The sequence below is a fragment of the Pseudomonas sp. nanlin1 genome (assembly GCF_045571515.1).
Classification (GTDB): domain Bacteria; phylum Pseudomonadota; class Gammaproteobacteria; order Pseudomonadales; family Pseudomonadaceae; genus Aquipseudomonas.
On record NZ_CP124218.1, the window covers coordinates 1,349,825 to 1,373,938 of the forward strand.

Sequence of the window (24,114 nt, forward strand, 5' to 3'; positions counted from 1 at the left end):
GTCCAAGACTCGCTTAGCATGTCTGCCCTGCGCCACCTTAGCGGAAGGCATCCTTGGATTTTGAATATAGCAATTGCGTTTAGGAGATGGAGCAATGCACGAAGGTGTACCCATTTCAAAGGTTTTCTATCGTCCGATTGAAGCAGCTATACGCTGGGCGGGCTTACTCAAGCATCAACGTGCCATTCTGACCCTGATCACATCGCCCAGGAGTCTCCCGCACACACTCGATTTCCCACGTTGGACAGAGCTCCGTCTTTATACCGAGCGTCTCTACGATGCCATTTTCCACTATGAACTACCTTACGGCATCAACGGCATTACGGTGGAGGACGAAGACCTATGGGACTCACCGGAGTTGACTATCCGACATGTCGACCTCAAGCAGTGGATGCGACATCACTACCCGGAACACAGACCTGCTTTTCTCTTCAGCCGAAGCGAACGTATAGCGCATCCAACCATCACGCTTGAAACTGGCCACGCCTTGTTGATCGAGCGTCAGGCGATAAAAGCAGAGCTGCAACATTACAAACGTCAGCTCCAAATTCTGCAGGAGCAATACGACGAGGTACTCAGCCATAGCGCACGGGAATGCATCTGCAGCCAATGCTCCATCACGGATAGGGCTGAGTCCACGTATCAGAATATTATCGGGGGCATGCTGGACGTGATGCTCTCTCGATCGCCAGCAGGCAAGCCGTACTCCAGCTTCAGAACCCAAGAGGCCATTGTTTCTGCTCTGGTTGCCCACCACGGCGGTTTGATGGGCATCACGGAGCGAACCCTGAACGGTAAGTTTGCTCAAGCACGTCGCAAGATCCGAAGTGCAGAGACACCGGGGGGCCGCACTTCGTTTGTGGCAGACGTAGCGAGCGTTTAGCAGTCCAACCATCAGCTTGCAAGCTTGTATGTGCAAGATCAAAAACTGCATTTGCAATGTCTTTTGCTAGCCATGTGTATTGAATAGGGGCACACCAACGAACGCCACTGAGCGCTAAGGAGTGTCCACGATGTTGCAAGTGCCTGCCCTGCCACAGGGGGAGCGCCGCATTCTGCGGCTCGACGAAGTTGAAGCGAAATCGGGATTCAAGCGTGCCCACATCTACGCATTGATGAAAAAGGGCGAATTCCCACAAGCCCTGCGATTGGGCGTTCGTGCGGTCGGCTGGGATTCCGTAGAAGTAGACCTCTGGATCAGCGAACGCCTAAATAACCGGGTGCAGCAACCCGCTCTCCCACGTAACGTCTAGGGAGAGCAACGATGCAGATCGTATCCATTATTTCCACGAAGGGTGGCGTCGGTAAGACGACTACCGCAGCGAACCTAGGTGGCTTGGCCGCTGACGCGGGAATCCGCGTACTGCTGCTCGATTTGGATGTCCAGCCCACTTTGTCGTCGTACTTCGAGCTGACGCACAGGGCTGCAGGTGGCATCTATGAGCTACTAGCGTTCAATGAACAGCGCACAGATCAACTGATATCTCGGACCGTGATCCAAGGGCTGGATCTTGTGCTGTCTAACGACGATCGAGGCGATCTAAATACTTTGCTCCTGCATGCCCCTGACGGGCGTCTGCGCTTACGCCACCTGCTACCTATCTTTGCGCCAGATTACGACCTCGTATTGATCGACACGCAGGGTGCTCGCAGTGTACTCCTTGAGATGGCCGTTCTTGCCTCGGACATGGCCCTATCCCCGGTTACACCAGAGATACTGGCCGCGCGTGAGCTGCGTCGCGGTACGTTACAGCTGCTGGAGGACATCGCTCCTTATCGTCACCTCGGTATAGAGCCTCCAACGCTACATCTATTTATCAACCGAGTGCATCCGGTCTCATCCAACGCTCGACTCATCCAACAAGCCCTGCGTGATGTATTCGATGCACATCCAGGCGTCTACGTGCTGAATACTGATGTTCCGGCGATCGAAGCCTACCCGCGCGCCTCAACGCGGGGCCTGCCGGTTCACCGGATTGAACACCGCCAGCCCTCTGGCCGAGTCGCCCCCGCAGCATTAGAGACGATGCAGTCACTGGCCGGAGAGTTGTTCCCGAACTGGCGTGAACGCTTTGCGTTGGTGAAGGGCAAGCCCACTGATTCCTCCGGAGCCCGCCATGGCGAACGTGCATGAACTGGCCCGCGGCAACAAGCGTCTGAGAACGCTGATCGAATTTGCTCTCGCCGAAGGATGGCACATCCAGCGAACACAAGGCGGGCACTTGAAGTTCACCAAAGTGGGCTGCGCCCCGATCTACACCAGCTCGACGGCAAGTGACCATCGCGCCAGCCTCAATGCGCGAGCTCAGCTCCGGCGAGCTGAACGTGAGGCGGAAGACGCTGTGGCGATTTCGGTGGAGAGGAAACGTCATGGCTGAGATCACGCCTCAAGACATGGCCGGAAAGTTACTCGCCGCCGGATTCCAGCGTAACGGGGAGTCCGCCTCGGCCCTTAGCGACCCAATTGCCGACACGCCGATGGTCGTGACATTGGACCAGTTGCGTCCTTATGAGCACGACCCGCGCGTCAAGCGTAACCCTGCTTATGAAGAGATCAAGGCGTCTATTCGTGAGCGTGGTCTTGATGCGCCTCCCTCTATCACACGACGGCCGGGTGAGGAGCACTTCATTATCCGCAGCGGCGGTAACACCCGTCTCGCCATCCTGCGTGACTTGTGGTCGGAGACGAAGCAGGAACGCTTCTATCGTATTTCCTGCTTGTTCCGTCCTTGGCCTGAGCGCGGTGAGATTGTGGCGCTGACCGGTCACCTCGCTGAGAACGAGCTGCGCGGCGGTCTGACCTTCATCGAACGCGCCCTCGGAGTCGAGAAAGTACGAGAACTCTATGAGAAGGAGAAGGGAAGTGCGTTGAGCCAGTCTGAACTTGCCCGGCGTCTGTCAGCGGACGGATACCCCATCCAGCAGTCACATATCAGCCGAATGCAGGATGCTGTTCAACATCTCTTGCCCGCCATCCCTACCTTGCTCTATGGCGGGCTGGGCCGACACCAGGTCGAGCGCATTGCCGTGTTGCGTAAGGCATGCGACCGGATTTGGCAACGGTATTCAGCCGACCGAACTCTGACTGTGGACTTCAGGGAGTTCTTCCAGGAAGTTCTGGCACAGTTTGATGCACAACCTGACGCCTTCAACATACAGCGCGTTCAAGACGAGCTGGTGGGCCAGATGGCAGATCTGTTAGGCGTTGACTATGACACGCTTACTCTGGATCTCAACGATAGCGAAAGCCGCCAACGTGCTTTGGCTACCGAGCCAGCCGCCAGTTCGATTTCCGTCCCCCACCCTGCCTTGTCTTCGGCTCCCCAGTCCAATTTCACGTCCGTCACAACACCGGAAGGCAACGTCGAGAGCCTCAGTACCACACCATCGCCATCGCGAGAGAACTCAGCGCCCGCAAAAAAAATTATACCGGCCGATCTCACCCCGGCTACAAGCAAGCTACCGTCGGTCTCTGATGCGTCGGCTGATCAGGAGGTTGGCGATCTCGTGCAAGAGCACATCGTATCCCCTGCACAGACGACCGAACGGTTGCAGTCGATCCAACGCCTGATTGCAAACGAACTCGGGGATACGTTGCCACCCGACTTCGAAGGCAACGTTCTTCAGGCAATTCCTGTACAGGCGGGTGGGCTCTATCCCATTACTGACGTCTGGTACATCGAGCCCGGTCTCGACATCCCCGACCGGCTACGGGTGCACATCGCGCAATTTGCTAACGAAATTGCGGAGGCGGCGTCGCTTGCTGGTTGCGTCGTTCCCTGCAACGACGGCATTGGGTTCAAGTGCAAACCTGAGCAGGAAGGGACATCCGACATCGGCGGCGATGTGGTAATGCTTTTGGCCGCGCTCAGCGGCCAAGGTTCGATTGTCGATATGGACCGATTTGGCGGTGTCTTGCCCAGGCTGTTGCATGGTGCAGGTGATCCTGCCAAACGCCTGAGTGACACGGCGCTGGTCAAGCTTTTCCGGCTTCTACGGTTGGCTCGACGTCTCGTCGACCTTGAAATCAACGGCACCGGCCACGGATCTTGAGCGAGGTAGTCTATCCATGTCGTCACCGCATCCGCTCAATCAAGCAGTCATCGCGCAGGCTTTACATGATCTACGCAATGGTCAACTGCGTCGTTGCAAAGCCATGGGGTTTGGGGAAGATGAGCTAGATGCTCTTAAGCATCCAGCTCAGGTCAGCGTGCTGCTCAATGCATCCGTATCATGGTGTTCTGTGACCATCAATCGAGATGTTCTGCGTCGGCTGCTGATGCAAGCGCAGGATGTTGAGAAAGAGATTGCGACAGTCGATCGCATGCTGCGACTTGGAGCCAGCACAGAGATGGTCAGCCGATTCTATGGTTTGACTCACCAGGAAGTAGCGCTGCGACGTGAAATTTTGGGTATGCCAAAACGCAAGGGACGCCACCCGGTACTGGATGAGTCTCAAGATACGGAGCTGTGGCGTAGATGGAAAGTTCTCGCCGCTCAGCAGAACCCATCTACCAACGATGAGGCATCGCTTCTGCGCATCGCAATGGATCTGTCCGAGAGCATGGCGCTGCCACTGTCTGTGGTTTGGTCCACGATCAAGTCCTGGATCGACCAGGGACTGGTTTAGGCCATGGCATTGGACGATCCAAGCCGGGGCCGCGGTCCAATAGCGTTGTCGGATCTCTTCGATAAAGCGCTAAATCATCTCGCTGCAACGCCCACCCAAAAGACCATCTCACCCCCATCTTCTGCTCCAAGCGATGGCTTTTTGTATAGCGGAAACCGACACGAGAGCGTTCCCCGTGCACTTTTCCTTGATCGACGATTGACACCGTTGGAGCGCAACGCGTGGCAGGTGTTCCGGTTATTGCTCAACGATGACGGCCTTACCGCATTCCCCACCTATGACCAGCTACGCCCCTGGTTGGGCTCCATGCCCGGCAGTGCCCAAGCCTCGCACGAAACTGTTGCACGGGCGCTCACCTTGCTCCGTCTGAGCCGGTGGCTGAGTCTTGTCCGCAGAAGACGCGATCCGAAAAGCGGACGCATTTTGGGCAATCTCTACGTGCTGCACGATGAGCCACTGACACCGTTTGAGGCGATGCAATTGGACCCGGACTACCTGGGGTTGGTTAGCCAGGCGCTAGGCCATGCTGCCAAGGCCGTGCAAGTAGTGGGCATACAAACTCTGAAAGAGATCGCTGAGGACCCGCTGCTTACTGGACGAACGTTGCCCACACGTCTGCAGGTGATGACGACTCGTCTGACCCAGGCGGGCCTCCACCCTGACAGTTATCCACAAGCAGACACATTCAACGAATCCGAAGAAGGTGAGCCGGCCCTTCTTCGGAATCTCGATCCGCATTCTTCGGAATCCGAAGCAGGGCTGGAACCCACGCCAGATGGTGCTCTTCGGAATCCGAATGAGGGCCGTACAGTACGTAAAGAAAGTAATAAAAAAATACGTACTACTACGGAGCCCCAGGTGTTGAACGGGTTGCAACTGCCCAAACGTTTCACTCTTCTCAAGGAAGAGCAGCAAACAGGGGCGGCGGTGGCCTTGCAGCAGGTTGACCCGTCATTGAGGCAAGCTGTGCTAGACGAATGGGAGGCACGTTGCAGGGCCAGTTCCATCCGGAATCCCGCTGGCTATCTGTTCGGCATAATTCAGCGAGCTATTCGCGGAGAGTTCAATGCTTGGGCTGGCCAAAACCAACCGAAGGCGACGCAGCCGGTAACTGCGCTGACGGAACCACCTAAAGTCGCGGCACCTGAAGTAGCCCAAGAACATATCGCACGATTACGAGAGATGTTGCGCAGCAGTTGACCTTGCTGGGGGAGACGCTGAGATGTCCCTTGGACTTCAGTGAAGCTATCCCCAGGGGATAGCTTCGGGCATGCAGCCCTTCTACGTTTGCTCTTCTTCGTCCTCATCTTGCTGCCAATAGAGGTAGTTGAACAATGCGTCGAGCTCAGAGAGGTTGGTCAACCCAAGATGCTGTTGAACGTCCTGAGCATGCTGGCAGTACATTGCGTACAGCTGACCATTCACATTCCCCTTGCTCGGATGAAGCGGGTACCCAGTGATACCTGCTGCCGCAAGACCCGAAACGGCGTTCTGATTCATCACTGCGTAGCGCTTGTTGTCCAGCGTATGCAGCACCTCGGTCAGCAGGTTGATACCTGCACCTGTTATGCCCTTGAAGTGGTGATGGAGCACTTCGAATGCTGTCTCAGGCGAGGGTCTGCTCCGGCTGACGATATCGGCCAATGCGGCTATGAATCTTGCAGATTGCTCAGCAATTCGCGTGTTCTGCCTGTGCAGGCCTCCGGAGTGGAACTGAACAATGAGCTGGTTGTACTTAGGTAAAAAAGTGCCTGCTGATGGGCGATGCAGAGTAGCCATATCCTTGATCTGCTGTTTCGCCCTGATCAGATTTCCTCTTCTCGCTGTTTGCTGCGCTGCGAAACCATTGTTTGATTTATTACGCTTCATCTCGTCCAACTGGTACGCCAGGACGCTAAGGTCCTGGGTGCCTTCACGACTGATCCTTTCAGCACGCTTCTGCGCCATCTTGCGCCATGCTTCCTGGATGGTGAACTCCAGGGCGTAGTCGTCAATTCTCTTCTTGGTCGCCGCGACGATAGACTCTTCGCTGATCAATTCGTCGAAGTGCGCTGCAACCTTTTTCGCTAGCGAACCATCTGGGTCACTGACTAGTACCGAAGCTTCATAGTTGTCAGCAAGACCGCCAGACGTGAGGTTGGCTGATCCCAAGAGCACTGTTGATCTGACGGAATCACTGAATGCATATATCTTTGGATGGAACGTCTCCTTGGTATCACTCAAATACAACGCCAACTGGTGCTCCTTCCTCAGCGACATGAGCTTGCGCAGCATTGCTGGCTCGGTCAGATGAAAGCTCAGCCCGACTGCAAACCTTGCCGTCATCCCCCGCTCTAGTGCCTTCGTCAGCGGCTTTAGCAGGGACTTAAAGGCAGACGATTTAGCGAATGCGACCATGCAATCCAGGTGCTCCGCGCGTTCGAGCAAATCCAGCAACGCATCTACGTGTGCCACCTGCATACCGTTGACTACCAGCTCAACACTGCTTTTCATCCATTTCCCCCTGCAAATACCCGTAGAAGCGACAGCCTACCTCAGGCAGCTCAAGATCAGCGCAGCTTGAATGGCGCATGTAGCTATCCCCTGGGGATAGCTACATGCAGTGGCGCGCGCGAACTGGGAGGGCGGTAAGTTCCGTTTGTTGACTGACGCCCCTCATCAACGCGGGAAAGCTGATGGCTCGTTATCTACAGCGAGTCTTCACTATGGCTACTGAATCACTGCAGCTGAATCTCGGCACCCTACGCAGCGCGATGTCGCTAACGCTGCACACGCATCACGCTTCGCGCATCTGGCATGGTCGCGCAGCTTCAGAAGGACGGGCGGCTATCGTCGGCTTGAACGGCTACGTATCTGTCATGAACAAGATGAAGCGCGGTGCTGAACAGGACGATCCCTACTCGGACTGGTGGATGTTACGCATTGAAGAGAAGCTGGAGCAGACCAAAGCCACCTTACAAAACCTGCGCGAACAGGTTGACCAGTCTTTAGCTGGCGTACCTACGGCGCTCAGTCTTGGCGAAAACCTCAACGTCCAACCCGTCAAACTGCCCTTGTTCGTCAACGCCCAGTTGGGGTTCGCGGCGGTTTACCTGCTGGCTGACTACGACGACATTGCTCGCAAGCTCATCTTGGCGCATCACACCGCGCTGATCGACCGCAGCACATTGGAACGCTGGCTCAACGAAGGCGCTCACGCGTTGCGCAGTCTTTTCTCACTGGCTCAACAATACCGTTTCAGCGGCACCACGCGCGACGATTTCGCTGCCAAGAATGCGGCGGCTCGCACTGCGTTGGAGAAGTACGGAGAGCTGCCGCAGGACGTGTTGGAAGGCGTACGACGCTCGCGTTTCGCTCCCCCGATCATTCGCCGTGGCCTGCAATCGCGTGCAACATCAAGTACCTCTGCGACCGTCACCGAAGTGACCGACGATGCGCCGGTGTCGCCAGAGTCGGTCGTGGCCGACGAGGATGAGCCAGAATGATCGACCAGCATCTGTATCAACTTACGCGCTTTCATCCCTTGGAACAGGCTGACTTCATCCGGCTGGAACAGGCTCCCTATCTAAAAGGCCTTTTAAAGCCTTTTAAAGGTAAAGGGGCTCTCGATGTGTGGGCCAGCCAATGCTTGGCGCAAAGGGATCAGTTGATCGTCCTGGCACAACGACGGGTGCTGCAACAGGCAGCCGGACATCCCTTCCATCTGTTGCCGGTGGAACTGGCCCAGCAGAAGACTGGCGCAGGCACGACCTTTCTGCGCTGGCGCAGGCCAGACCGCTCCGCGATGGGGGTTGCTCTATGGCAAGACCTGGTTCTCAGTGATGCCACGCCGGCAAGCCTGCTAGCCGATTTGTATGCCATCGAACAGCAACGCCTCGTACTGAACATGCAGATCAGCCTGATGCACACCTTAGGTCGTCAGGCTCTGGAGTGCGCCAACAAGATGAGCCAGGCCGAGTTCACCTTCCTGCACCGAGTCGCGAGCGCTCAAGGAACTGCACGTTCGGGGATGCCGCCCCAAGCCTGACTTATCCATTTATTACCTGCCCCAACGCTGTGCCAAGCGGTTTTTTTCACCACCACGGAGATAGCACCATGAGTACCCATTTCTCTGGCGAAGGCAATATCGGATCGATCCCAGAGTTTCGCGAGTTTCCAAATGGCAACGATGAGCCGAACCGGCTGCTACGGCTGAACATTTATTTCGATAACCCGGTACCTAAGAAGGACGGCACGTTCGAGGACCGTGGCGGCTTCTGGGCTCCGGTAGAGCTCTGGCACCGCGATGCCGAGCACTGGAAGGATTTGTATCAGAAGGGCATGCGGGTTCTGGTAGAGGGCCGGACCGTTAAAGACGAATGGGAGGATGCAGACGAAAACGAACGCACCACCTTCAAGATCGAAGCTCGGCGTGTCGGCATTCTTCCCTTCCGTTTAGCCTCGGTGACGCTCAGCCAGAAACCGGCCAATGGCGATTCGGAACCCGCCACACCCTGAACCGGCATTTGGGCGCCACCTTTGCTGTGAGTCGCCCTAAATGCTCTAGCAGTGCCCCAGCAATTGCTAGCGGCTGAGAGGCGTTGATCCGAATCCTGCTTCAGTGAACCTAGGAGGCCCCATGCGCCTACCGTTTGAACTCGACCCACAGATCATCCATCACATCATCTACAGCCAGGCAGGCTCGATCGGCAAAGCCATCATCGAGTTGCTGATGAATTCAGTGGATGCCAAAGCCAGTAACGTTCAACTGTCGATTTCACGTACGGGCTTCTCATGCCATGACGACGGTCAGGGCTTTGCAAGCTGCGAAGATGTCATTCGCTACTTTGGCCGGTTTGGAACGCCGCACGAGGAGGGCGATGCAACCTATGGCTGCTTCCGCCTTGGACGCGGCCAGATCATGGCGCACGCGTCCACAACCTGGCGCTCCAATGTTTGGCAGATGACCGTCAATACACGGGTCATGGGTTACCACTACGATCTAGACGAGGTACAGGCTCATTCACCCGGCTGTGCGATCCAGGGCAACTGGTATGAAGCCCTGAGCGAGGTCGAGCTGATGTCGACCCTTCAGGAAATACGGGATTTAGTGCGTTACACCCCGGTATGCGTTGAACTCAATGGGAATCGCATCACCCGCGACCCTCACGGCGAACGCTGGGATGCTGAAGACGAGTTCGCCTGGTACCGGGTCAAAGCCGACGGCGCCGTCGCCATCTACAACCAGGGCGTACTGGTGCGCCACGACTCGGGACATGTATGGGGCGCAGGTGGTCTCATCGTGTCTAAGAAAGCCATTGGATTGAATGTTTCCCGCACAGAAATCCTGCGCAAGACTTGCCCGGTATGGAAGGCTATTGCCAAGCAGTTTGGTCAGATGGCTGATCAGATTGCCTCTCGCCTCGGCAATCATCGCAAGACAGAGGCGCGCCGTGAGAAGTCTGCTCGGGCACTCCTTTCCGGTGACGCTGGCATTGTGCAAACCTATTCCAAGGAAGAAGTCGTGACGCTTCTACCTGGCAAGCGGCACATTTCAATGGAGGATTTCTTGCGCAAATGCCGCTACAGCCATGGCAAGCGTCATGGCGGCAGGTTTGCAGTTGTTGAAAGCGGTTTCGACGTGCCAAAGGGGGAAGCTATCGCTCGTGAAGGAATTGCCGTGATAGTGCATCCCGTTACCCTTGATCGTTTCGGGTGCTATAGCGCCCAAGAGTTTGCTGACTGTATCGCTCGTATCCATGACAATCTTAGGCAGGACATTGAACTGAACGGCGCTCAGTACTGGGGAATAAACGCTCTCTATATTCCGCAATTGCTGGCATTTTCGACATTGCGAGAAGCGTTCGTGGAGCGGACGCGCATCCTTACGGAGAAAGATGCGCTTGATCGTGAGACACGTCGTGCATGGACTGCGTTGCGCTGCTGCATGCACCACTATGTCGCCCTGTGCACTGGGGGGCGGCCGGTTTACGGCGGCCAGGTCCGTGAGGGCAAATCACTTCACATTCTGCTTGGTCAATCCAACGTTGCCGAGGCATGGACCGACGGCAATAGCTACATCGCCGTCGATGTCACCATCGTGAAGCGGCTCAAATCATCCCCCGTCAGAACAGCAGCGTACATTTTTTCACTGATTGAGCACGAGATTGCTCATGAGGGCGATAGCCTGGATTCTGGTCATGATGAAGCGTTCTACCAACGCTTTCACGATCTTGTGCTGCTGCACAGCGAACAACGGCAGCGCTACATGCATATGTGGCTCATGAAGTACACAGGAAGCATGGAGGCAGAGGGGAAGCGCGCGCAGGGTGAAGCATGGCGTGAACGCTATCTTGTGAACCGTGCGAGCGACAGCCGGTTGAAGCGCGGCCTGTCGCCGACCATCGAAGATGTCAGCGACGACCCTGTGGTCGTCGGAGCAATCCCGGATGAGAGTATGGCTTTCATTGACTATCAGAATGCTTTGATGGCCGATGCAGTCGTCACGGTCGAACCGCCGAACTGGACTGAAATTCTGATACGCGCCGCGCATGATCAGAAACATATCAGCCTGGAAGTGAGCGCCAATGCAAAGCAACGGGTCACTACTCGGCGTCATCGGATTGATCAGGACGCTAGCTGCTGAGCTAAAAAACATCGATATGGCATTCAAAACCGCGTGAGGCAAGTCTGCGGGGAACGCGACTCAACAAGCTGGTCATACTGCATTTCTGCTTCTTAGCTGCCCGTTTAAATCCGTCCCGACATGCTGTTGCAAATGAACTTTAGCAACGACATTCGGGTAGAGCGGCATGCGGGTATTTCTTTGCGAGAAGCCCTCTCAGGGTAAAGATATTGGACGAATCCTAGGCGCGACACAGCGTGGCAATGGGTGCTTCACTGGCTCGGGTGTCACAGTCACTTGGTGCATCGGGCATCTCGTAGAAGCCGCTCCACTCGAAGCCTACGGTGAGCAGTTCAAACATTGGTCCCTAGAGCAGCTACCTATTGCTCCTGAGCGATGGCGTGTTGAGGTCAAACCCAAGACCGCTTCGCAATTCAAAGTCGTCAAGCAACTGCTTGGCAAGGCAACCGAACTAGTCATCGCAACCGATGCCGACCGTGAAGGCGAATTGATCGCCCGCGAAATCATTGAGCTGTGCGGTTATCGCGGGAAGATCCAGCGCCTCTGGCTGTCCGCCTTAAATGACGCATCTATCCGCAAGGCGCTGGGTGCGCTCAAGCCTTCAAGCGAGACGCTTCCAATGTACTTCTCAGCCTTGGCACGCTCGCGTGCAGATTGGCTGATTGGCATGAACCTCAGCCGCCTGTTCACCGTGTTAGGTAGGCAGGCTGGCTATGAAGGCGTGCTTTCCGTCGGACGTGTGCAGACTCCCACATTGCGGCTGGTCGTTGATCGAGACCGGGAAATTGCTCGCTTTGTTTCTGTTCCATACTGGACAGTTGAAGTCGGACTATCCAGTGAGGCCCAGCAATTTTTCGCAATTTGGCTTCCTCCGCAGTCCGTTACGGACGATGCTGGCCGATGCCTACAAGAGAGCATTGCCCGCCAGGCAACTGAACGAATTGGTGCCGCCGGCGCAGTTCAGGTCCAGGCGGTTGAAACCGAGCGAGTCCGAGAAGGCCCACCTTTACCGTTCGATCTGAGCACTTTGCAGGAAGTGTGCTCGAAGCAATTTGGTCTGGATGTGCAGGAAACGCTCGATATTGCACAGTCGCTTTATGAAACACATAAAGCCACGACCTATCCACGCTCAGATTCCGGCTATCTTCCCGAGAACATGTTCACCGAGATATCCACGGTCCTGGACAGTTTGCTCAAATCTGATCCCACTCTTAAGTCCGTAGTTGATCAACTTGATCGCACGCAAAGGTCTCGTGCATGGAATGACGGCAAGGTTACTGCGCATCACGGCATCATTCCGACACTTGAGCCGACCGACTTGTCGGCCATGAGCGAGAGAGAGCTGGCAGTCTATGGGCTGATACGTGCCCACTACCTCGCGCAGTTTTTGCCACACCACGAATTCGACCGCACGACGGCCATGCTGTCATGCGCAGACCTGATTCTTCGAGCCGTAGGCAAACAAATCGTTGTTAGAGGCTGGCATCTGGTTCTAGCTGAGCCGAAAGCAGATCCTGAAGAGGCGGGAGAAGATATCTCTTCCCGCAGCCAAATCCTGCCTCCACTGCGTGCAGGGCTAAGTTGTCAGGTCACAGGAGCTGAGTGCAAAGCTCTCAAGACGCTGCCGCCACGGCCATACACCCAGGGAGAGTTGGTCAAAGCGATGAAGGGAGTTGCGAAGCTGGTCTCGGATCCGCGTCTGAAACAAAAGCTCAAAGACACTGTTGGCATTGGCACCGAAGCCACACGCGCAAGTATCGTCAATGGATTGCTAAAGCGCAGTTACCTAGTGAAGCGGGGTAGATCCGTTCGCGCGTCTGAAGCCGCATTCACGTTGATTGACGCAGTACCAGCTGCCATCGCTGATCCTGGCACGACAGCAATCTGGGAGCAGGCGCTCGACATGATCGAGACCGGCCAACTGACGCTGGACACTTTCATCGAGAAGCAGTCGGCCTGGGTCGCTCAGCTGGTGCAGCAGTACCGAGGAACTACATTGTCTATTCGGGTCCCCCAAGGTCCGGCTTGCCCTCTGTGCGGTGCTACGACGCGCCAGCGCACTTGGAAGACTGGTGTCTTCTGGTCATGTAGCCGGTATCCGGAGTGCAAGGGTACGGTGTCAATCGAGTCACCCGGTGCAAAACGTGGCTCCCCACGTAAGCGGCGCAGCGCGCCCAAGGCGCACTGACGCCACAAACATCCTGCCACGGCCGCGCTTTCCAGCGGTTGCCAGGCGTGGTCCCGCATCTAGTGGGGCAACCCCAACATGCCTCCACCTTCTGCAACGGCATGCGTCCAGCGGTTTCCGCCGCTGGAGGAGCGAAGGTATTTTCCTGTCCGGCCACTTTCGGTGGCCTCTTGATCGGTGACTTCAGTTTCTGACCCGAAGGGTCTCCTGGCCTCTTGCGTGCGAGCTACCAGGAGACCCTTCGGGGACGACGGTGTTCTATGCCGGTGCCCGCCGGTGAAACAACGGGCGCCTTTTGTGCGCGGATGTGTGCCAGACGATACCGACTCCCGCCACGAAACGGGTCGGGTGCGATAGCTGATGCAGCGGCGGCTTTGACGACAGCCAGTCCATGCGAAAGCCCACAGGTGGTTTCTCTGTCTCGCGCTGGAGGTCTATACCTCCAGCACCTTGTTCATTTCCTTAATTGCTTCAGCATCTTTTAGCTAATAACAATAGGCCGTCAGTTGGGCGAATGCCGATCACACTATGATTTCCACTTATAAATTACATACGCCACATAGCGCTTGTCGGAGTTAACTAGCCCAAAGCCTATAGCCAATCGATCCTACGCATGGCGCTGAACCAGCTATAGATAATTGAAGGGGAGTTATGGATGTCCCCCTTTCTTACATATGGAGGTGTCACATGTTCGAAGAACTTGATGTGAATGACTACTGCCTAAAACTGAGCAGAAGCCAAAGTCTTAGCTCTAGGCTTGTAGGCTGGACGGGGCGATGGTCTCTGTTCGGAGGCTTTATGCTCTGTTGCCAATGCCTAAGCACGCAAACAGCTTTGGAAGCGGGGCAACCGTTTAGGCATCTTGAAAATTGCTCTGCCAAAGATCTTGGAGGCAATCCATGGCAGGAATTGAATAGCCTGATGACAGATATCACAGTGCCTCCATCGAATCCTGAGGATCTATTCCCGTCAGCTCACATGTAGCCCTTGAAATCCTGCCATTATCTGAAGGCTGTAAAAACTGTCGGCCCATACCTTAAACGAAACTTGCAATCACCGCGGATACTTCGAAAGTGATAGGCCGGACGACTCACAGCACCATGATTCTTAATTCAGCCCGGCTCCGGCCGGGCTATTTCTTTGCGCGCGATTGGAAAATACGGTTTATCCCTGGATTCCATTCTTGCGCGACCACAGAGAAGTCATGGCAGAAGCTTGCCTATGTATGTCGCTGACGTTGATCAGCATCATGCCAGCAACCTGGGTCAAGTCGGTTGCGCCGCGGTTCCACCGTGTTGATCCACCCAGTCCGCTTCGCATCACCTGCGGACGAGCGTCCTGCGACGTCGATGCTTTTCTTCTACCTCTGGGGGTCTCCCACACGCCAATAGCACGTGGCTGATTTCTATCGTTATCAGGAAAACACCATGACGAACTCCAGCATCGAGGACGAACCCTACGGCCAACTGGCCTTAATACACCTCGGAAAGCTGCTTCAACTTCAAGTCTTAAAGAGTGCTGCGGGCTACTACCTCGGCACCGTAGATGTAGACGGTGATCCTGTATCTCGCGAATCCGTCGAATATTTCCCCACCAGCGATGCTGCCGCAGCGGCTCTGATATCAGGGCAGTGGCGTCAGCTTTCGTATCTTTGATCCCAACCTTAAAGGAGTCATGTCATGAACCTTCCTCAAGAGGCACTCGACTATTTCTCACAGGAACTTGCGCATTCAACCCAATCTCCAAGGTCCTTCTTCCAAACCTGGAAATGTGGTGTCGAGATTGCTGGTGCTGCATGGTTCGGCGATGGCACTCGTGATGGACTTACCCGAGCGGCCAGCAAGTGGGACCTTCAGCCCAACGTTCTGATGATCGGCAAAGCGCTCGGTGTTTTAAGTTCAGGCGAGCGCATGTTCCTCGCTGCCATGGTCAGTTTCTACAATGCCCGCAAGGGAGCCGCGATGCTCAAACGATGTGGCTTTGAAGGGCTTGCCGATCTTGGTGGACTCGACCTCCAACGACGCAAAGTGCTTGCAGCCCTGATTGTGCAGTATGACGGCTGGTGATCTGCAGCTATCGCTTTAACTAATTTCACACCATCTCACGAGGGACACTCATCCCTCTGGAGAGTGTTCCTTGCAGTCTTTTCAAGGAGCGCATCATGTCAAAAAATCCAATTGTCGCTGTTATCGTCGATGACGATCAGGTCAAGGACATCATCATTGAAGGCTGGCCAGAGAATGTCGCTATCCCGCGGTTTACCATCGCTAACGTTGACACAAGCCACGTGCCTAAGGACGACCTATTCCAGCTGCGAGTAGGTGACTCAGTGTTCGAAGCCAGCGGATATGAGCTTGACCCCAAGCTATACCAACCTGGCCTCAAGGTCGTATCCCCGGCAGTAGTCCTCGATGCCTTACACGACGTGGGTATCGAAGCAGTTGTTACGCAGGCTCGCATCATCGCTCGGAAGTACGCGATTGAACTCAACGACTTGAGTGCTGCGCGCATTGCAGTAAAGGCCTCAGCTATTCAACTGTGCATCACACTGGACGAGCCTGATCTAACGGCAGCTGTGAATCAGTTGGCACAGCAATCTTTGTAGTCATTTAAACCCGGATGTGCATCCGCACTTTCAATTAACTATCGCCTGAATCGAACAAGATTCAGGCGTCACTGCGGATGCTATTGTCCGCGAGGACATGGCTCCGTTTTTCCACCGGAGAAGTCTTATGTCCCAGTTATCCAATCCTTTCATTCGTGGCTATCAGAATTTGAGTATCGGCCGCACGCTAGCCATTTCGACAGATGATGACCAAGCGCTGATCTATCGCACTCTGCATGAGTCTCAGATCCAACTGCATGATCAATCTGTCGTATGCCATCGGTGCATCTTCAACGACGACCATGCACTAGTGATCGATGGTCAGGATATCCCAAACGAGATCGCCTCAGGTCATTCGAGCAGTGGCATCGTCCGCGCGGTGATCTATGCCGTCATGTGCGAGGAGGGCGGCCAGCCGATCCATATCGGTGACACGTATTCGTGGGCCGACGCTTGTGCCGTCATCCAGCGCCTTAAGTTTGAAACGGGGCATTACAGCCGGGCATGGGAAATCAGTAAAAGCCATCTTACTGAGAAAGCAAATCAGTACCTCGAAGAATTAGCCGATTCGCCGACTCCGCTAGGTCTGTTATTTGAGGTTTTTCGAATCCCCGATGGTCACTGCATCGGTGTGAAATTGGTATCCACGCCGTGGACAGACCGCAACCTGGAGCTCATCGATGGCCGCAGCTCTGTAGAGCTTCTTCAGGAGCAGCAGTCAGCAGGTGTACCGGAACTGTTACTGGAAGTTCTGCACTTGGCTAGCCGCGCGGATACCCGGTTCTTGGTCTTTGACCCCGACGCACCACTGCTTGCCGGATTACCCGTCATTGTGGATTGAGATATCTCTAAGCGCCTCCTTCAGGGGCTCTTTCTTCATCTTTCTCACGTATCAATCGGGCTTTCACCAGTATCCCTTTGTGCGCGACGTTACACAGTCGACGCGCCAAGCTGAGCGCCGTGTTCCGCTGACGAGTTCAGCAACATGCCCAGGTAGCCTAGACCTTCAAGGCTACGGTGTGCCCGCCACACTGGTTACATATGTCTCGGCGTGACACTGCGCCTTTTATCAACCTGCAAGGGGTCTCCCTCCCTTGCGGGCGGGAGCCCCTTGAATTTCTTCAAGGAATCTCCCATGGACAAACAAGCCATTCGTGCCCAGATGCCAGACCTGGTTCGCGATCATGTGCCTTCTAACGCACGCGTTATCAACTACAACATCTTCGATGGTGAGCCCAAGGTCTCCACACTGGGCTTCCACATCGATCCGAGGCCCTTTGAGGGAAAAGTAATTGCGACTACCGACGAAGCTATCGTCGTCAAGACCGGGCGCTCGGCGTTCGCTGTGCTTGACCGAACGCTTGTCACCGAGGTGCCTGAGAAAGGGGCCAAGGTGCAGATTACTCCCTATGCCAGGCGTCGTTTTGATGGTCTGCGAGCGGACACACCCGAAGAGCGTAGCGAGCGAACTGCCGAAGGGCATTCGTATACGGTGCAGACTTTCGTGCTGGGTGACGCGCCAGCCAAGCTGCCGGTGCCTGAACCTCGTTGCTTTGAACTGAAAGAACTTATCAATCAACTTGAGCAGTTACCCGCACCTGACGGCTTCCGGCGCATCACTCACCTGCTGGTTGATGCAGGCGCCAGAGACTTTAGATGGGTCGATCCGTTGCCGGCTGACATCATCAAGACACCTCCAGCCATCGGCTTCACGGTTGCCTCTGCGAAATTCTCGGGCCAAGTCATCGTGTCGTATGACCGGGGGGCTGACCAGTACGTGGTTGAACTGCAGCGCGACGGTAAATCCATCCACCGTGTTGAGGAAGTTTTCTTCGACGATCTTGGAAGCGTATTGGAAAAATTGATCGACGATGGCAGTTGGCGTCGTATCCACGTGCAGTGCCTACACGGACGCAAATCTGTTCACCAGTGATTCGTTTTAACTTCCAGCTTTACGGCATGGAGAATCTCATCCATTTCACAGGAGATCATTCATATGTCTCTTAGATTCAATGGCGACGAGCTGCGTCTAGTTTTCGCCGAAGCGGTAGCTAACAAGTGCCGCGTCATTCTGGTGAAAGACCACGGTGTGTACTGGTTGGCTGAGCATGGTGAAAGACGGCCCGGTGGTCGTCAAAAATTGATTGCTTACGCGATTGGCTGCAACCCTGATATTGATCCCTTCGACAGCTGGTGGAACCTGGCTCGCACCGAGCTCGGGGGCGACGACTTCGCAGAACACTTCGACCCGAACGGTGATGTATTTGAACGCATTTTGACCAGTAACGACGATATGGAGCTTTCGGCAACATCAACCCACCTTTCCCTTCAGAACGTGCCACGTCTCATAGGCACTCCTTGATCACCTATCTTCCAGCCCCCGCATGCGGGGGCTTTTCGTATCAAAAAACCGGTCGCTCGCCGATACCGATTGGCGATGGCGCTTTAGCAAAGCAAGCACGACCCTGCGTGCATGCCTGCTGACGTTGTCAGCGACATGCCACGCAACCTCGGTCTTCAAGGTTGCGGCGCAGCGTTTGCTGTGTGACCGAGCCAGTTCGCTTCGCATCCGTTCGCGAACAGCTATCGGTTTGCCGGTAGTGGATGCATCGCCTTATCAACCCATCGCGGGGTTACGCACCTCTTCCCGCGCTTTGGGGGCTGGTGTGTCTCCGCTTTTCCTATGGAGATTCACCATGAACACCACATCCAACGAAAAGTCCTACTTCGACCTCCACACTTCCGGCATCGGCTACTTGCAGCGTGTCCGCGAGGTTCCCGTCAGGGGCGGGCGTCGAGCTCAACCATTTCTAGCATGCACAGTTGCCGCGATGTTCGGATCTGCTAAAGATCCGAGCTATCGGTACTTCGATGTAAAGGTCTCAGGTAGCGAAGCCAAGAAGCTGGTCCAGCGCTATATCGGCATTGAAGATCAACGTCAGCGTCCGCTGATTCGGTTTCGGATCGGTGACCTTTGGGGCGATGCTTTTATCCGTCCCAAAGGACAGCGTAAAGGAGAAGCAGCAGCCACCCTTAAGGGCCGCTTGCTCAAAGCCGAACTTGTCGATCGTGCCGAACTGGCGCTGATCGAAAAGCACGAACTGATCACGCGCGGCATTGGATATCTCAATCGCCCGAAGGAGGTCACTCCCAAGGATCGCGACCCGTTTCTGTCCTGCTCCATTGCTGCACTAGCTGGCCCCGTCGATGAACCGGAGTACCGTTACATCGATGCGATTGTCACAACTCAGGACGCCCAGCATTTGGTGCGGCGTTGCGTGCAGGCCATTGAGTCCGAGCGCAAAGTGCTGATCGCTTTCCGTCTCAACGACATGAAGGCCGATTCGTACATCCGCACTAAGGGCGAACATGCAGGCGAAGCAGCAGCGAGCCTTCAATCGACGTTAGTCCACATCGGTTTGATCAAGATCGATGGTCAGCGGGTTTACCCCCCCGCCTCAGTGGGCAACGAGTTGCCGCCTGCAGTTGACGCACACGTTTCCGAGGCCGATGAAAGCTCCGAGAACGTTACCACTACCGAGACAGCTGAGCGCGAGCCTGAGGTCGAAGTAGAGGACAGCGAGCCAGCGATGGCTGCTTCGTTCTGATCCGACAAAGCCCGTTCCAAGGGGCTGATCATTCCCTCCCTCTAGCATGCACCTCCCTTACGGGGAGGCGCATGTCTTCGTCTTTTCAATCGCATGCAACCACAAGCCCACCGAGCAGCCTGGTTGTTACATCATTCAGGAGCATCCCCATGCCTCTAGCAAACCGTTTCTCAGGTCGTTCCCCTGTGCTGCGCGCAGATCGTCCGCTGTCTGACGAGCAAATACGTGCCGTGGCACCCTCAATTTTTGCCGACTCGCCTCACGGAAGTCGGTCTGACCGATACGCCTACATCCCAACCGCAACCGTCCTTACCAAGTTGCGCAACGAAGGTTTCGAACCTTTCATGGTCTGCCAAACTCGCGTCCGCAATGAGGACCGGCGCGAGTACACGAAGCATCTCATTCGCATGCGTCATGCCAGCCAGATCAATGGTTCGGAAGCTAACGAAATCATTCTGCTCAACAGTCACGATGGAACGAGCAGCTACCAGATGCTCGCTGGCATGTTCCGCTTCGTGTGTCACAACGGTTTGGTCTGCGGTGACACCACTGCAGACATACGCGTGCCCCATAAGGGCGATGTAGCCGGCCAAGTGATCGAAGGAGCGTTCGAAGTCCTGCGAGGATTCGAGCGAGTGCAGGCGTCGAGAGATGCCATGCAAGCCATCACGCTGGAGGCGGGCGAAGAAGAACTCCTCGCTCGATCCGCGTTGGCACTCAGATACGACGATCCGAGCAAGCCTGCGCCTATTACGGAAAAACAGCTGCTTGCGCCACGGCGTTTCGATGATCGCCGTTCAGACCTGTGGTCGGTTTTTAACCGCGTTCAGGAAAACATTGTGAGAGGCGGCCTATCGGCACGTGCAGCCAACGGCCGTCGACAGCGTACTCGAGAAGTGCAAGGCATCGACCAAAACATCCGCCTCAACAGGGCGCTGTGGATCCTGGCTGACGGTATGCGTCAGTTGAAGGCCTAGTGCCGCGCGGTCCTCGCCCTTAATGGGCGCGGTCCGCTTTTTTTCATCATCAGCTTCATCACAAGGAGCACCGTAATGGCGGCTAAATCAACCCTTCAATTCGCTTCACCGATAATTGTCTCTGGACAGCTCACGCTGCGCACCATCCGCGGACGTAACGGCCCGTTCAATGTAGGACGTCTCGTCACACCTCACGGTGATTTTGCGGTCAAGGATGCAGAGCTTGAGCAATACGCCGAAGGCAAGTATGACGGCGAATTCCACATACGCTTCATTTATCCCAAAGCCTATCCCACAGCTGGTGGAATGCGTTTCGAGATCCGGGCCAATCTGGACGGAATGACCCTTTCAGGGATCGACCGATTGAGCCGAGATGATGCTCACAGCTTCGCTTCTCAGGAGGTGGATCCACTTGATGAGGAACTGGGGACGCAACCCGTGGAGAAAACGCGCGCAGCGCTCAGTTCGGAATCTGCCGCAGTGCGGGCATCGACTGATCCTCTGATGGATACCACGCCTTTTGGTGTGGAAGCGCCATTGGTAACGGTGGCCGACTCTGGTAGCCCTGACAGCGATGACGTTGCGTTGTTCGGCACGCTATGGCCGTTGGGAGAATCCGTGAAGCTGGATTCAACCATTGACCGGCGAACGCTGCGCGCACAGATCGCTCGTCTAGGCGACTTGGGCTATGCGCTTGATTTTAAGTTGCAGGAATGGAAACGCCAGTTGCATCAGCAGGTGGCGTAATCACAGCGCCGCATGCACGGTGCTTCATCCCCCGCTGGAGTTCCTTCCCGGCCGGGGAGGACTCTGGCCTTCTTCTTGAGGTCTCTATCATGTCGATATTTGCTTGCAATACAGACTTACAGCTCTCCGGTGATGCTGACGCTGCGCTTGATGAAAATATGTGGCGCGCCGTCTGTGAGACCGTTGCCGCACAGGCCAACAATGGTTGCGGCTTGTCTTACGAATACTACGTCGACCGCTTCAGCTCGACGATTGATAGTCTAGTTGTCCGATTGCCCGAAACACAGCGTGCGCATGCTTTGCAAATTGCAACACACGAATGGAGCTACGCAACACCTGCCGAGAGGCAGGAGGCTCAGAACTGGAATGCCGAGAATGGCTGCTGCACGCACGGCATCGAGCTGGGTTATTGCCCAGCGGGTTGCGGTTCGTATTAGGAGTGCACGATGAAGACCTCGCTGCAATCCCTATCACCCGAACTGCTAGGCCTGGTTGAGGGTCAGCTTTCCAACGATGAAGACTCGTCTGACGATGAGTTAGTGCAGTACTTAATCCAATCTGGCCTGACAGAGGTACAGGCGCGAGACGCGATCAGCTTTCGGCCTCGCTATCGGATCAACATGTATCTCGCTGGCCACACGCCGATCCGCAATGTAGGGGTCGTGTTGCGGTTCAATCCGCACAAGGGCGAATTCGAAGCCGATTAGCGGCTCTTTCTTCCATCCCACGGGGCAGCTTTGCCCCCGCGGGCGTTGCTGCCCCTCGCTATCTACGAGGACACCAGCATGTCTAACGGTGCTTTCACACACCCTCTCTATCGCATCGACGAGTGCAGCGACCTTATGGCCGACGCCTGTGTCTGCGGCGATCAAGGTAATCTAGTTTTCCTCTCAATATGGGCTCGTGATACTGCGGTCCAGCAGTTGTTGGCTCGGTTGACCCTGGGTCGCGACGAGGATGGTCTGGATCAGCTTCATCTCATCAACCAACAAGGGGGCAATGTCCCCGTATTCGTCGGGTCAATCGATCGTTTTGAAAAGCGACTAACCCGCGCATATCGCCGCACGCTGTTTGGTTCCATGGTCAATCTTTGGCTGTTCGACCGGCGTTGCATTCGACCTGATAAGAGCAACGCCAGGGCGGTTGCACTGCTGCCGCGCCACGCAACTGATCCGACCTTACGACTGTGGCACCTCGTCAAAGATACCTGTCCGCTACCGTTGCTTGATCACTGGCAAGAGCCGGTACTGGCGCTGCTACGCGAGCGCTTCATGCTCAAGAACATGCCTGTAGCTCTCGGTCCACTGCAAGGTTTTCAGTTGGCGCTCGATGTCCCGACGCTTACTGAGGCATTGAGTCAGTTGATTCGTAGCGGTGTCCTCACTGCCCATCCGCAGTCGGCTGACCCGAAGTTGCTGATTGATGTGATGGCCTGATCTACCTGTCACGCAGTTGCGCGCACCACGCGCGCTTCTGCCTTTCGTTTCCCTAGCGAATTAGGAGACTGCTATGGCATTCATGTTCCCGCGGCTTGCCCGCAATTTCGCCAAGAACGGGTACTACCCGACCGACGAAGCCACGCTCGAACGGGCGCTTTCCGCACTGGCGCCCAGCGATGGGCCAATGTGCATCATCGATCCCTGTGCCGGCGAAGGCGTTGCCATCGCAGAAGCTGCACACGTACTCGGGCACGAGCGGACCACCTCTTTCGCGGTTGAGTACGACCAGGAGCGTGCAAACCACGCTCACTCACTGGTCGACCACTGCCTCCATGGCGATGTTATGGACACAGTGATTGCGCGGCAGAGCTTCGGCCTGCTGTGGCTTAACCCTCCTTACGGCGATCTAGCTAGAGATGCCAATGGCAACATTGGCTACGAGGGCAAGGGCCGTGCCCGTCTCGAAAAGCTTTTCTACCAGAGGACGCTGCAGTTCCTGCAATACGACGGCATCCTCATTTTTATGGTGCCGTCATACGTGCTCGACCCCGAACTGGTCGGGTGGCTGACACGTCACTTCGCTGATCTGAGCATCTACCGTGCGGTCGATACACAGTTCAAACAAGTGGTGGTATTCGGACGACGTGTTCGCCAGCGTGAGTTGGTGGGAGACGACACTAAGGACATTCGTGGGCGACTGCTTCAGATCGGGCAAGGTGAGCTCGACCTGGATGAAATACCAGCCCAGTGGACGCTACCTCCCTATGTCGTTCCTGTAACCACGTCTGAGCCAGAGCATTTCTACCGGCTAAGCATGGAGCCGACGCAATTTGCGGAGGAGGTTTCTCGTCTCCAAGGCTTGTGGCCCGCATTCGAAACGCACCTTGGTGCGGCTCAGCAATCGATGCGTGCCCCGGTACGTGCGTTGTCCCACTGGCACTTGGCACTCGCCCTAGCGGCCGGCGCCATATCTGGTGTCGTGCAATCCAAGAATGGCCGAGTCCTGGCTGTGAAAGGAGATACCTACAAGCAGAAGGCCACCGCCGTGGAATACCGCGAGCGCGACGATGGCTCAGTTGCAGAGACGCGAATCCTCACAGACAAATTCGTACCTGTAATCCGCGCTTGGGACCTGTCTCCCAACTCTGACTCGTTCGGCCGAATTATCACCATCCACTGACCCGCTTCGGCTGTTTCGTTTCATAGATGGAGCACCACCACGTTGTTGCTCGCTCAGTAGAACTTCTTTTCCAGCGGCCTTGCGTCGCCTTTCAACCTTCAACCCCTTGGGGCGT

26 protein-coding genes are annotated in these 24,114 nt (G+C 55.7%); 25 read left to right on the plus strand and 1 reads right to left on the minus strand.

What is annotated here, in order from left to right:
• Nucleotides 1–94 precede the first annotated feature (94 nt).
• From QCL65_RS06260 to QCL65_RS06290, 7 genes are all read left to right on the plus strand, one after another.
• Nucleotides 95–883, plus strand: a complete 789-nt coding sequence (locus tag QCL65_RS06260) for a protein kinase (RefSeq protein ID WP_407315410.1) — start codon at nucleotides 95–97, stop codon at nucleotides 881–883.
• A 130-nt stretch (nucleotides 884–1,013) separates the two neighbouring features.
• Nucleotides 1,014–1,253: an AlpA family transcriptional regulator gene (locus tag QCL65_RS06265; protein WP_032699504.1), complete on the plus strand. Its 240-nt coding sequence runs from the start codon at nucleotides 1,014–1,016 to the stop codon at nucleotides 1,251–1,253.
• Between the two features lie 11 nt (nucleotides 1,254–1,264).
• Nucleotides 1,265–2,134 carry a ParA family protein gene (locus tag QCL65_RS06270; protein ID WP_407315411.1) on the plus strand — a complete coding sequence of 290 codons (870 nt, stop codon included), beginning with the start codon at nucleotides 1,265–1,267 and terminating at the stop codon, nucleotides 2,132–2,134.
• Complete coding sequence (locus QCL65_RS06275) at nucleotides 2,118–2,378, plus strand: hypothetical protein (protein WP_039585026.1); 261 nt, start codon at nucleotides 2,118–2,120, stop codon at nucleotides 2,376–2,378. Before QCL65_RS06270 ends, QCL65_RS06275 begins: the two co-directional genes overlap by 17 nt.
• Nucleotides 2,371–4,053: a ParB family protein gene (locus QCL65_RS06280; protein WP_407315412.1), complete on the plus strand. Its 1,683-nt coding sequence runs from the start codon at nucleotides 2,371–2,373 to the stop codon at nucleotides 4,051–4,053. The genes QCL65_RS06275 and QCL65_RS06280 overlap by 8 nt, the downstream gene beginning before the upstream one ends.
• A 16-nt stretch (nucleotides 4,054–4,069) precedes the next feature.
• The gene (locus QCL65_RS06285) at nucleotides 4,070–4,630 is read left to right on the plus strand and encodes a DUF2857 domain-containing protein (RefSeq protein WP_127446532.1); all 561 of its coding nucleotides are present in this window, start codon (nucleotides 4,070–4,072) and stop codon (nucleotides 4,628–4,630) included.
• A gap of 3 nt (nucleotides 4,631–4,633) precedes the next feature.
• Nucleotides 4,634–5,830, plus strand: coding sequence for an STY4528 family pathogenicity island replication protein (locus QCL65_RS06290; RefSeq protein WP_407315413.1), 1,197 nt, complete (start codon nucleotides 4,634–4,636; stop codon nucleotides 5,828–5,830).
• Nucleotides 5,831–5,911: 81 nt separating this feature from the next.
• Here QCL65_RS06290 and QCL65_RS06295 read toward each other — a convergent pair whose 3' ends face one another.
• Nucleotides 5,912–7,123 (minus strand): phospholipase D-like domain-containing protein, encoded by a 1,212-nt coding sequence (locus tag QCL65_RS06295; protein ID WP_407315414.1) that lies wholly within the window; start codon nucleotides 7,121–7,123, stop codon nucleotides 5,912–5,914.
• A gap of 212 nt (nucleotides 7,124–7,335) precedes the next feature.
• Here QCL65_RS06295 and QCL65_RS06300 point away from each other — a divergent pair, with 212 nt between their 5' ends.
• From QCL65_RS06300 to QCL65_RS06385, 18 genes are all read left to right on the plus strand, one after another.
• The gene (locus QCL65_RS06300; protein WP_031423954.1) at nucleotides 7,336–8,115 is read left to right on the plus strand and encodes a PFL_4669 family integrating conjugative element protein; all 780 of its coding nucleotides are present in this window, start codon (nucleotides 7,336–7,338) and stop codon (nucleotides 8,113–8,115) included.
• Nucleotides 8,112–8,657: a DUF3158 family protein gene (locus tag QCL65_RS06305; RefSeq protein WP_407315415.1), complete on the plus strand. Its 546-nt coding sequence runs from the start codon at nucleotides 8,112–8,114 to the stop codon at nucleotides 8,655–8,657. The genes QCL65_RS06300 and QCL65_RS06305 overlap by 4 nt, the downstream gene beginning before the upstream one ends.
• A 68-nt stretch (nucleotides 8,658–8,725) precedes the next feature.
• Nucleotides 8,726–9,127: a single-stranded DNA-binding protein gene (locus QCL65_RS06310; RefSeq protein WP_031423957.1), complete on the plus strand. Its 402-nt coding sequence runs from the start codon at nucleotides 8,726–8,728 to the stop codon at nucleotides 9,125–9,127.
• A gap of 121 nt (nucleotides 9,128–9,248) precedes the next feature.
• Nucleotides 9,249–11,255, plus strand: coding sequence for an ATP-binding protein (locus QCL65_RS06315; protein ID WP_407315416.1), 2,007 nt, complete (start codon nucleotides 9,249–9,251; stop codon nucleotides 11,253–11,255).
• A 166-nt stretch (nucleotides 11,256–11,421) separates the two neighbouring features.
• Nucleotides 11,422–13,443: a DNA topoisomerase III gene (locus QCL65_RS06320; protein WP_407315417.1), complete on the plus strand. Its 2,022-nt coding sequence runs from the start codon at nucleotides 11,422–11,424 to the stop codon at nucleotides 13,441–13,443.
• A gap of 1,427 nt (nucleotides 13,444–14,870) precedes the next feature.
• Nucleotides 14,871–15,098: a hypothetical protein gene (locus QCL65_RS06325; RefSeq protein WP_407315418.1), complete on the plus strand. Its 228-nt coding sequence runs from the start codon at nucleotides 14,871–14,873 to the stop codon at nucleotides 15,096–15,098.
• Between the two features lie 24 nt (nucleotides 15,099–15,122).
• Nucleotides 15,123–15,509 carry a hypothetical protein gene (locus QCL65_RS06330; RefSeq protein ID WP_407315419.1) on the plus strand — a complete coding sequence of 129 codons (387 nt, stop codon included), beginning with the start codon at nucleotides 15,123–15,125 and terminating at the stop codon, nucleotides 15,507–15,509.
• Between the two features lie 95 nt (nucleotides 15,510–15,604).
• The gene (locus tag QCL65_RS06335; RefSeq protein ID WP_407315420.1) at nucleotides 15,605–16,048 is read left to right on the plus strand and encodes a hypothetical protein; all 444 of its coding nucleotides are present in this window, start codon (nucleotides 15,605–15,607) and stop codon (nucleotides 16,046–16,048) included.
• A gap of 127 nt (nucleotides 16,049–16,175) precedes the next feature.
• The gene (locus tag QCL65_RS06340) at nucleotides 16,176–16,889 is read left to right on the plus strand and encodes an ABC transporter substrate-binding protein (protein ID WP_407315421.1); all 714 of its coding nucleotides are present in this window, start codon (nucleotides 16,176–16,178) and stop codon (nucleotides 16,887–16,889) included.
• 294 nt (nucleotides 16,890–17,183) lie between these two features.
• Nucleotides 17,184–17,981 carry a GTPase gene (locus tag QCL65_RS06345; RefSeq protein WP_407315422.1) on the plus strand — a complete coding sequence of 266 codons (798 nt, stop codon included), beginning with the start codon at nucleotides 17,184–17,186 and terminating at the stop codon, nucleotides 17,979–17,981.
• Nucleotides 17,982–18,044: 63 nt separating this feature from the next.
• A complete protein-coding gene (locus tag QCL65_RS06350) occupies nucleotides 18,045–18,410 on the plus strand; it encodes a DUF3085 domain-containing protein (protein ID WP_407316703.1) in 366 nt (121 codons plus the stop codon).
• Nucleotides 18,411–18,744: 334 nt separating this feature from the next.
• Nucleotides 18,745–19,656: a DUF3577 domain-containing protein gene (locus QCL65_RS06355; RefSeq protein ID WP_407315423.1), complete on the plus strand. Its 912-nt coding sequence runs from the start codon at nucleotides 18,745–18,747 to the stop codon at nucleotides 19,654–19,656.
• 149 nt (nucleotides 19,657–19,805) lie between these two features.
• Nucleotides 19,806–20,633, plus strand: coding sequence for a DUF932 domain-containing protein (locus tag QCL65_RS06360; protein WP_032699488.1), 828 nt, complete (start codon nucleotides 19,806–19,808; stop codon nucleotides 20,631–20,633).
• Between the two features lie 75 nt (nucleotides 20,634–20,708).
• Nucleotides 20,709–21,380, plus strand: coding sequence for a DUF3275 family protein (locus tag QCL65_RS06365; RefSeq protein WP_407315424.1), 672 nt, complete (start codon nucleotides 20,709–20,711; stop codon nucleotides 21,378–21,380).
• A gap of 89 nt (nucleotides 21,381–21,469) precedes the next feature.
• On the plus strand, nucleotides 21,470–21,817 hold the full coding sequence (locus QCL65_RS06370; RefSeq protein WP_081027840.1) for a hypothetical protein: 348 nt from the start codon (nucleotides 21,470–21,472) through the stop codon (nucleotides 21,815–21,817).
• Nucleotides 21,818–21,826: 9 nt separating this feature from the next.
• On the plus strand, nucleotides 21,827–22,087 hold the full coding sequence (locus QCL65_RS06375) for a hypothetical protein (protein ID WP_039574854.1): 261 nt from the start codon (nucleotides 21,827–21,829) through the stop codon (nucleotides 22,085–22,087).
• 78 nt (nucleotides 22,088–22,165) lie between these two features.
• Nucleotides 22,166–22,816 (plus strand): hypothetical protein, encoded by a 651-nt coding sequence (locus QCL65_RS06380; protein ID WP_407315425.1) that lies wholly within the window; start codon nucleotides 22,166–22,168, stop codon nucleotides 22,814–22,816.
• 73 nt (nucleotides 22,817–22,889) lie between these two features.
• Nucleotides 22,890–23,999, plus strand: coding sequence for a DUF6094 domain-containing protein (locus tag QCL65_RS06385; RefSeq protein WP_407315426.1), 1,110 nt, complete (start codon nucleotides 22,890–22,892; stop codon nucleotides 23,997–23,999).
• The last annotated feature ends 115 nt before the right edge of the window (nucleotides 24,000–24,114 follow it).

Coding starts and splice junctions, on each gene's coding strand:
- QCL65_RS06260 (WP_407315410.1), top strand. CDS start 95: ATGCACGAAGGTGTACCCATTTCAAAGGTTTTCTATCGTCCGATTGAA.
- QCL65_RS06265 (WP_032699504.1), top strand. CDS start 1,014: ATGTTGCAAGTGCCTGCCCTGCCACAGGGGGAGCGCCGCATTCTGCGG.
- QCL65_RS06270 (WP_407315411.1), top strand. CDS start 1,265: ATGCAGATCGTATCCATTATTTCCACGAAGGGTGGCGTCGGTAAGACG.
- QCL65_RS06275 (WP_039585026.1), top strand. CDS start 2,118: ATGGCGAACGTGCATGAACTGGCCCGCGGCAACAAGCGTCTGAGAACG.
- QCL65_RS06280 (WP_407315412.1), top strand. CDS start 2,371: ATGGCTGAGATCACGCCTCAAGACATGGCCGGAAAGTTACTCGCCGCC.
- QCL65_RS06285 (WP_127446532.1), top strand. CDS start 4,070: ATGTCGTCACCGCATCCGCTCAATCAAGCAGTCATCGCGCAGGCTTTA.
- QCL65_RS06290 (WP_407315413.1), top strand. CDS start 4,634: ATGGCATTGGACGATCCAAGCCGGGGCCGCGGTCCAATAGCGTTGTCG.
- QCL65_RS06295 (WP_407315414.1), bottom strand. CDS start 7,123: ATGAAAAGCAGTGTTGAGCTGGTAGTCAACGGTATGCAGGTGGCACAC.
- QCL65_RS06300 (WP_031423954.1), top strand. CDS start 7,336: ATGGCTACTGAATCACTGCAGCTGAATCTCGGCACCCTACGCAGCGCG.
- QCL65_RS06305 (WP_407315415.1), top strand. CDS start 8,112: ATGATCGACCAGCATCTGTATCAACTTACGCGCTTTCATCCCTTGGAA.
- QCL65_RS06310 (WP_031423957.1), top strand. CDS start 8,726: ATGAGTACCCATTTCTCTGGCGAAGGCAATATCGGATCGATCCCAGAG.
- QCL65_RS06315 (WP_407315416.1), top strand. CDS start 9,249: ATGCGCCTACCGTTTGAACTCGACCCACAGATCATCCATCACATCATC.
- QCL65_RS06320 (WP_407315417.1), top strand. CDS start 11,422: ATGCGGGTATTTCTTTGCGAGAAGCCCTCTCAGGGTAAAGATATTGGA.
- QCL65_RS06325 (WP_407315418.1), top strand. CDS start 14,871: ATGACGAACTCCAGCATCGAGGACGAACCCTACGGCCAACTGGCCTTA.
- QCL65_RS06330 (WP_407315419.1), top strand. CDS start 15,123: ATGAACCTTCCTCAAGAGGCACTCGACTATTTCTCACAGGAACTTGCG.
- QCL65_RS06335 (WP_407315420.1), top strand. CDS start 15,605: ATGTCAAAAAATCCAATTGTCGCTGTTATCGTCGATGACGATCAGGTC.
- QCL65_RS06340 (WP_407315421.1), top strand. CDS start 16,176: ATGTCCCAGTTATCCAATCCTTTCATTCGTGGCTATCAGAATTTGAGT.
- QCL65_RS06345 (WP_407315422.1), top strand. CDS start 17,184: ATGGACAAACAAGCCATTCGTGCCCAGATGCCAGACCTGGTTCGCGAT.
- QCL65_RS06350 (WP_407316703.1), top strand. CDS start 18,045: ATGTCTCTTAGATTCAATGGCGACGAGCTGCGTCTAGTTTTCGCCGAA.
- QCL65_RS06355 (WP_407315423.1), top strand. CDS start 18,745: ATGAACACCACATCCAACGAAAAGTCCTACTTCGACCTCCACACTTCC.
- QCL65_RS06360 (WP_032699488.1), top strand. CDS start 19,806: ATGCCTCTAGCAAACCGTTTCTCAGGTCGTTCCCCTGTGCTGCGCGCA.
- QCL65_RS06365 (WP_407315424.1), top strand. CDS start 20,709: ATGGCGGCTAAATCAACCCTTCAATTCGCTTCACCGATAATTGTCTCT.
- QCL65_RS06370 (WP_081027840.1), top strand. CDS start 21,470: ATGTCGATATTTGCTTGCAATACAGACTTACAGCTCTCCGGTGATGCT.
- QCL65_RS06375 (WP_039574854.1), top strand. CDS start 21,827: ATGAAGACCTCGCTGCAATCCCTATCACCCGAACTGCTAGGCCTGGTT.
- QCL65_RS06380 (WP_407315425.1), top strand. CDS start 22,166: ATGTCTAACGGTGCTTTCACACACCCTCTCTATCGCATCGACGAGTGC.
- QCL65_RS06385 (WP_407315426.1), top strand. CDS start 22,890: ATGGCATTCATGTTCCCGCGGCTTGCCCGCAATTTCGCCAAGAACGGG.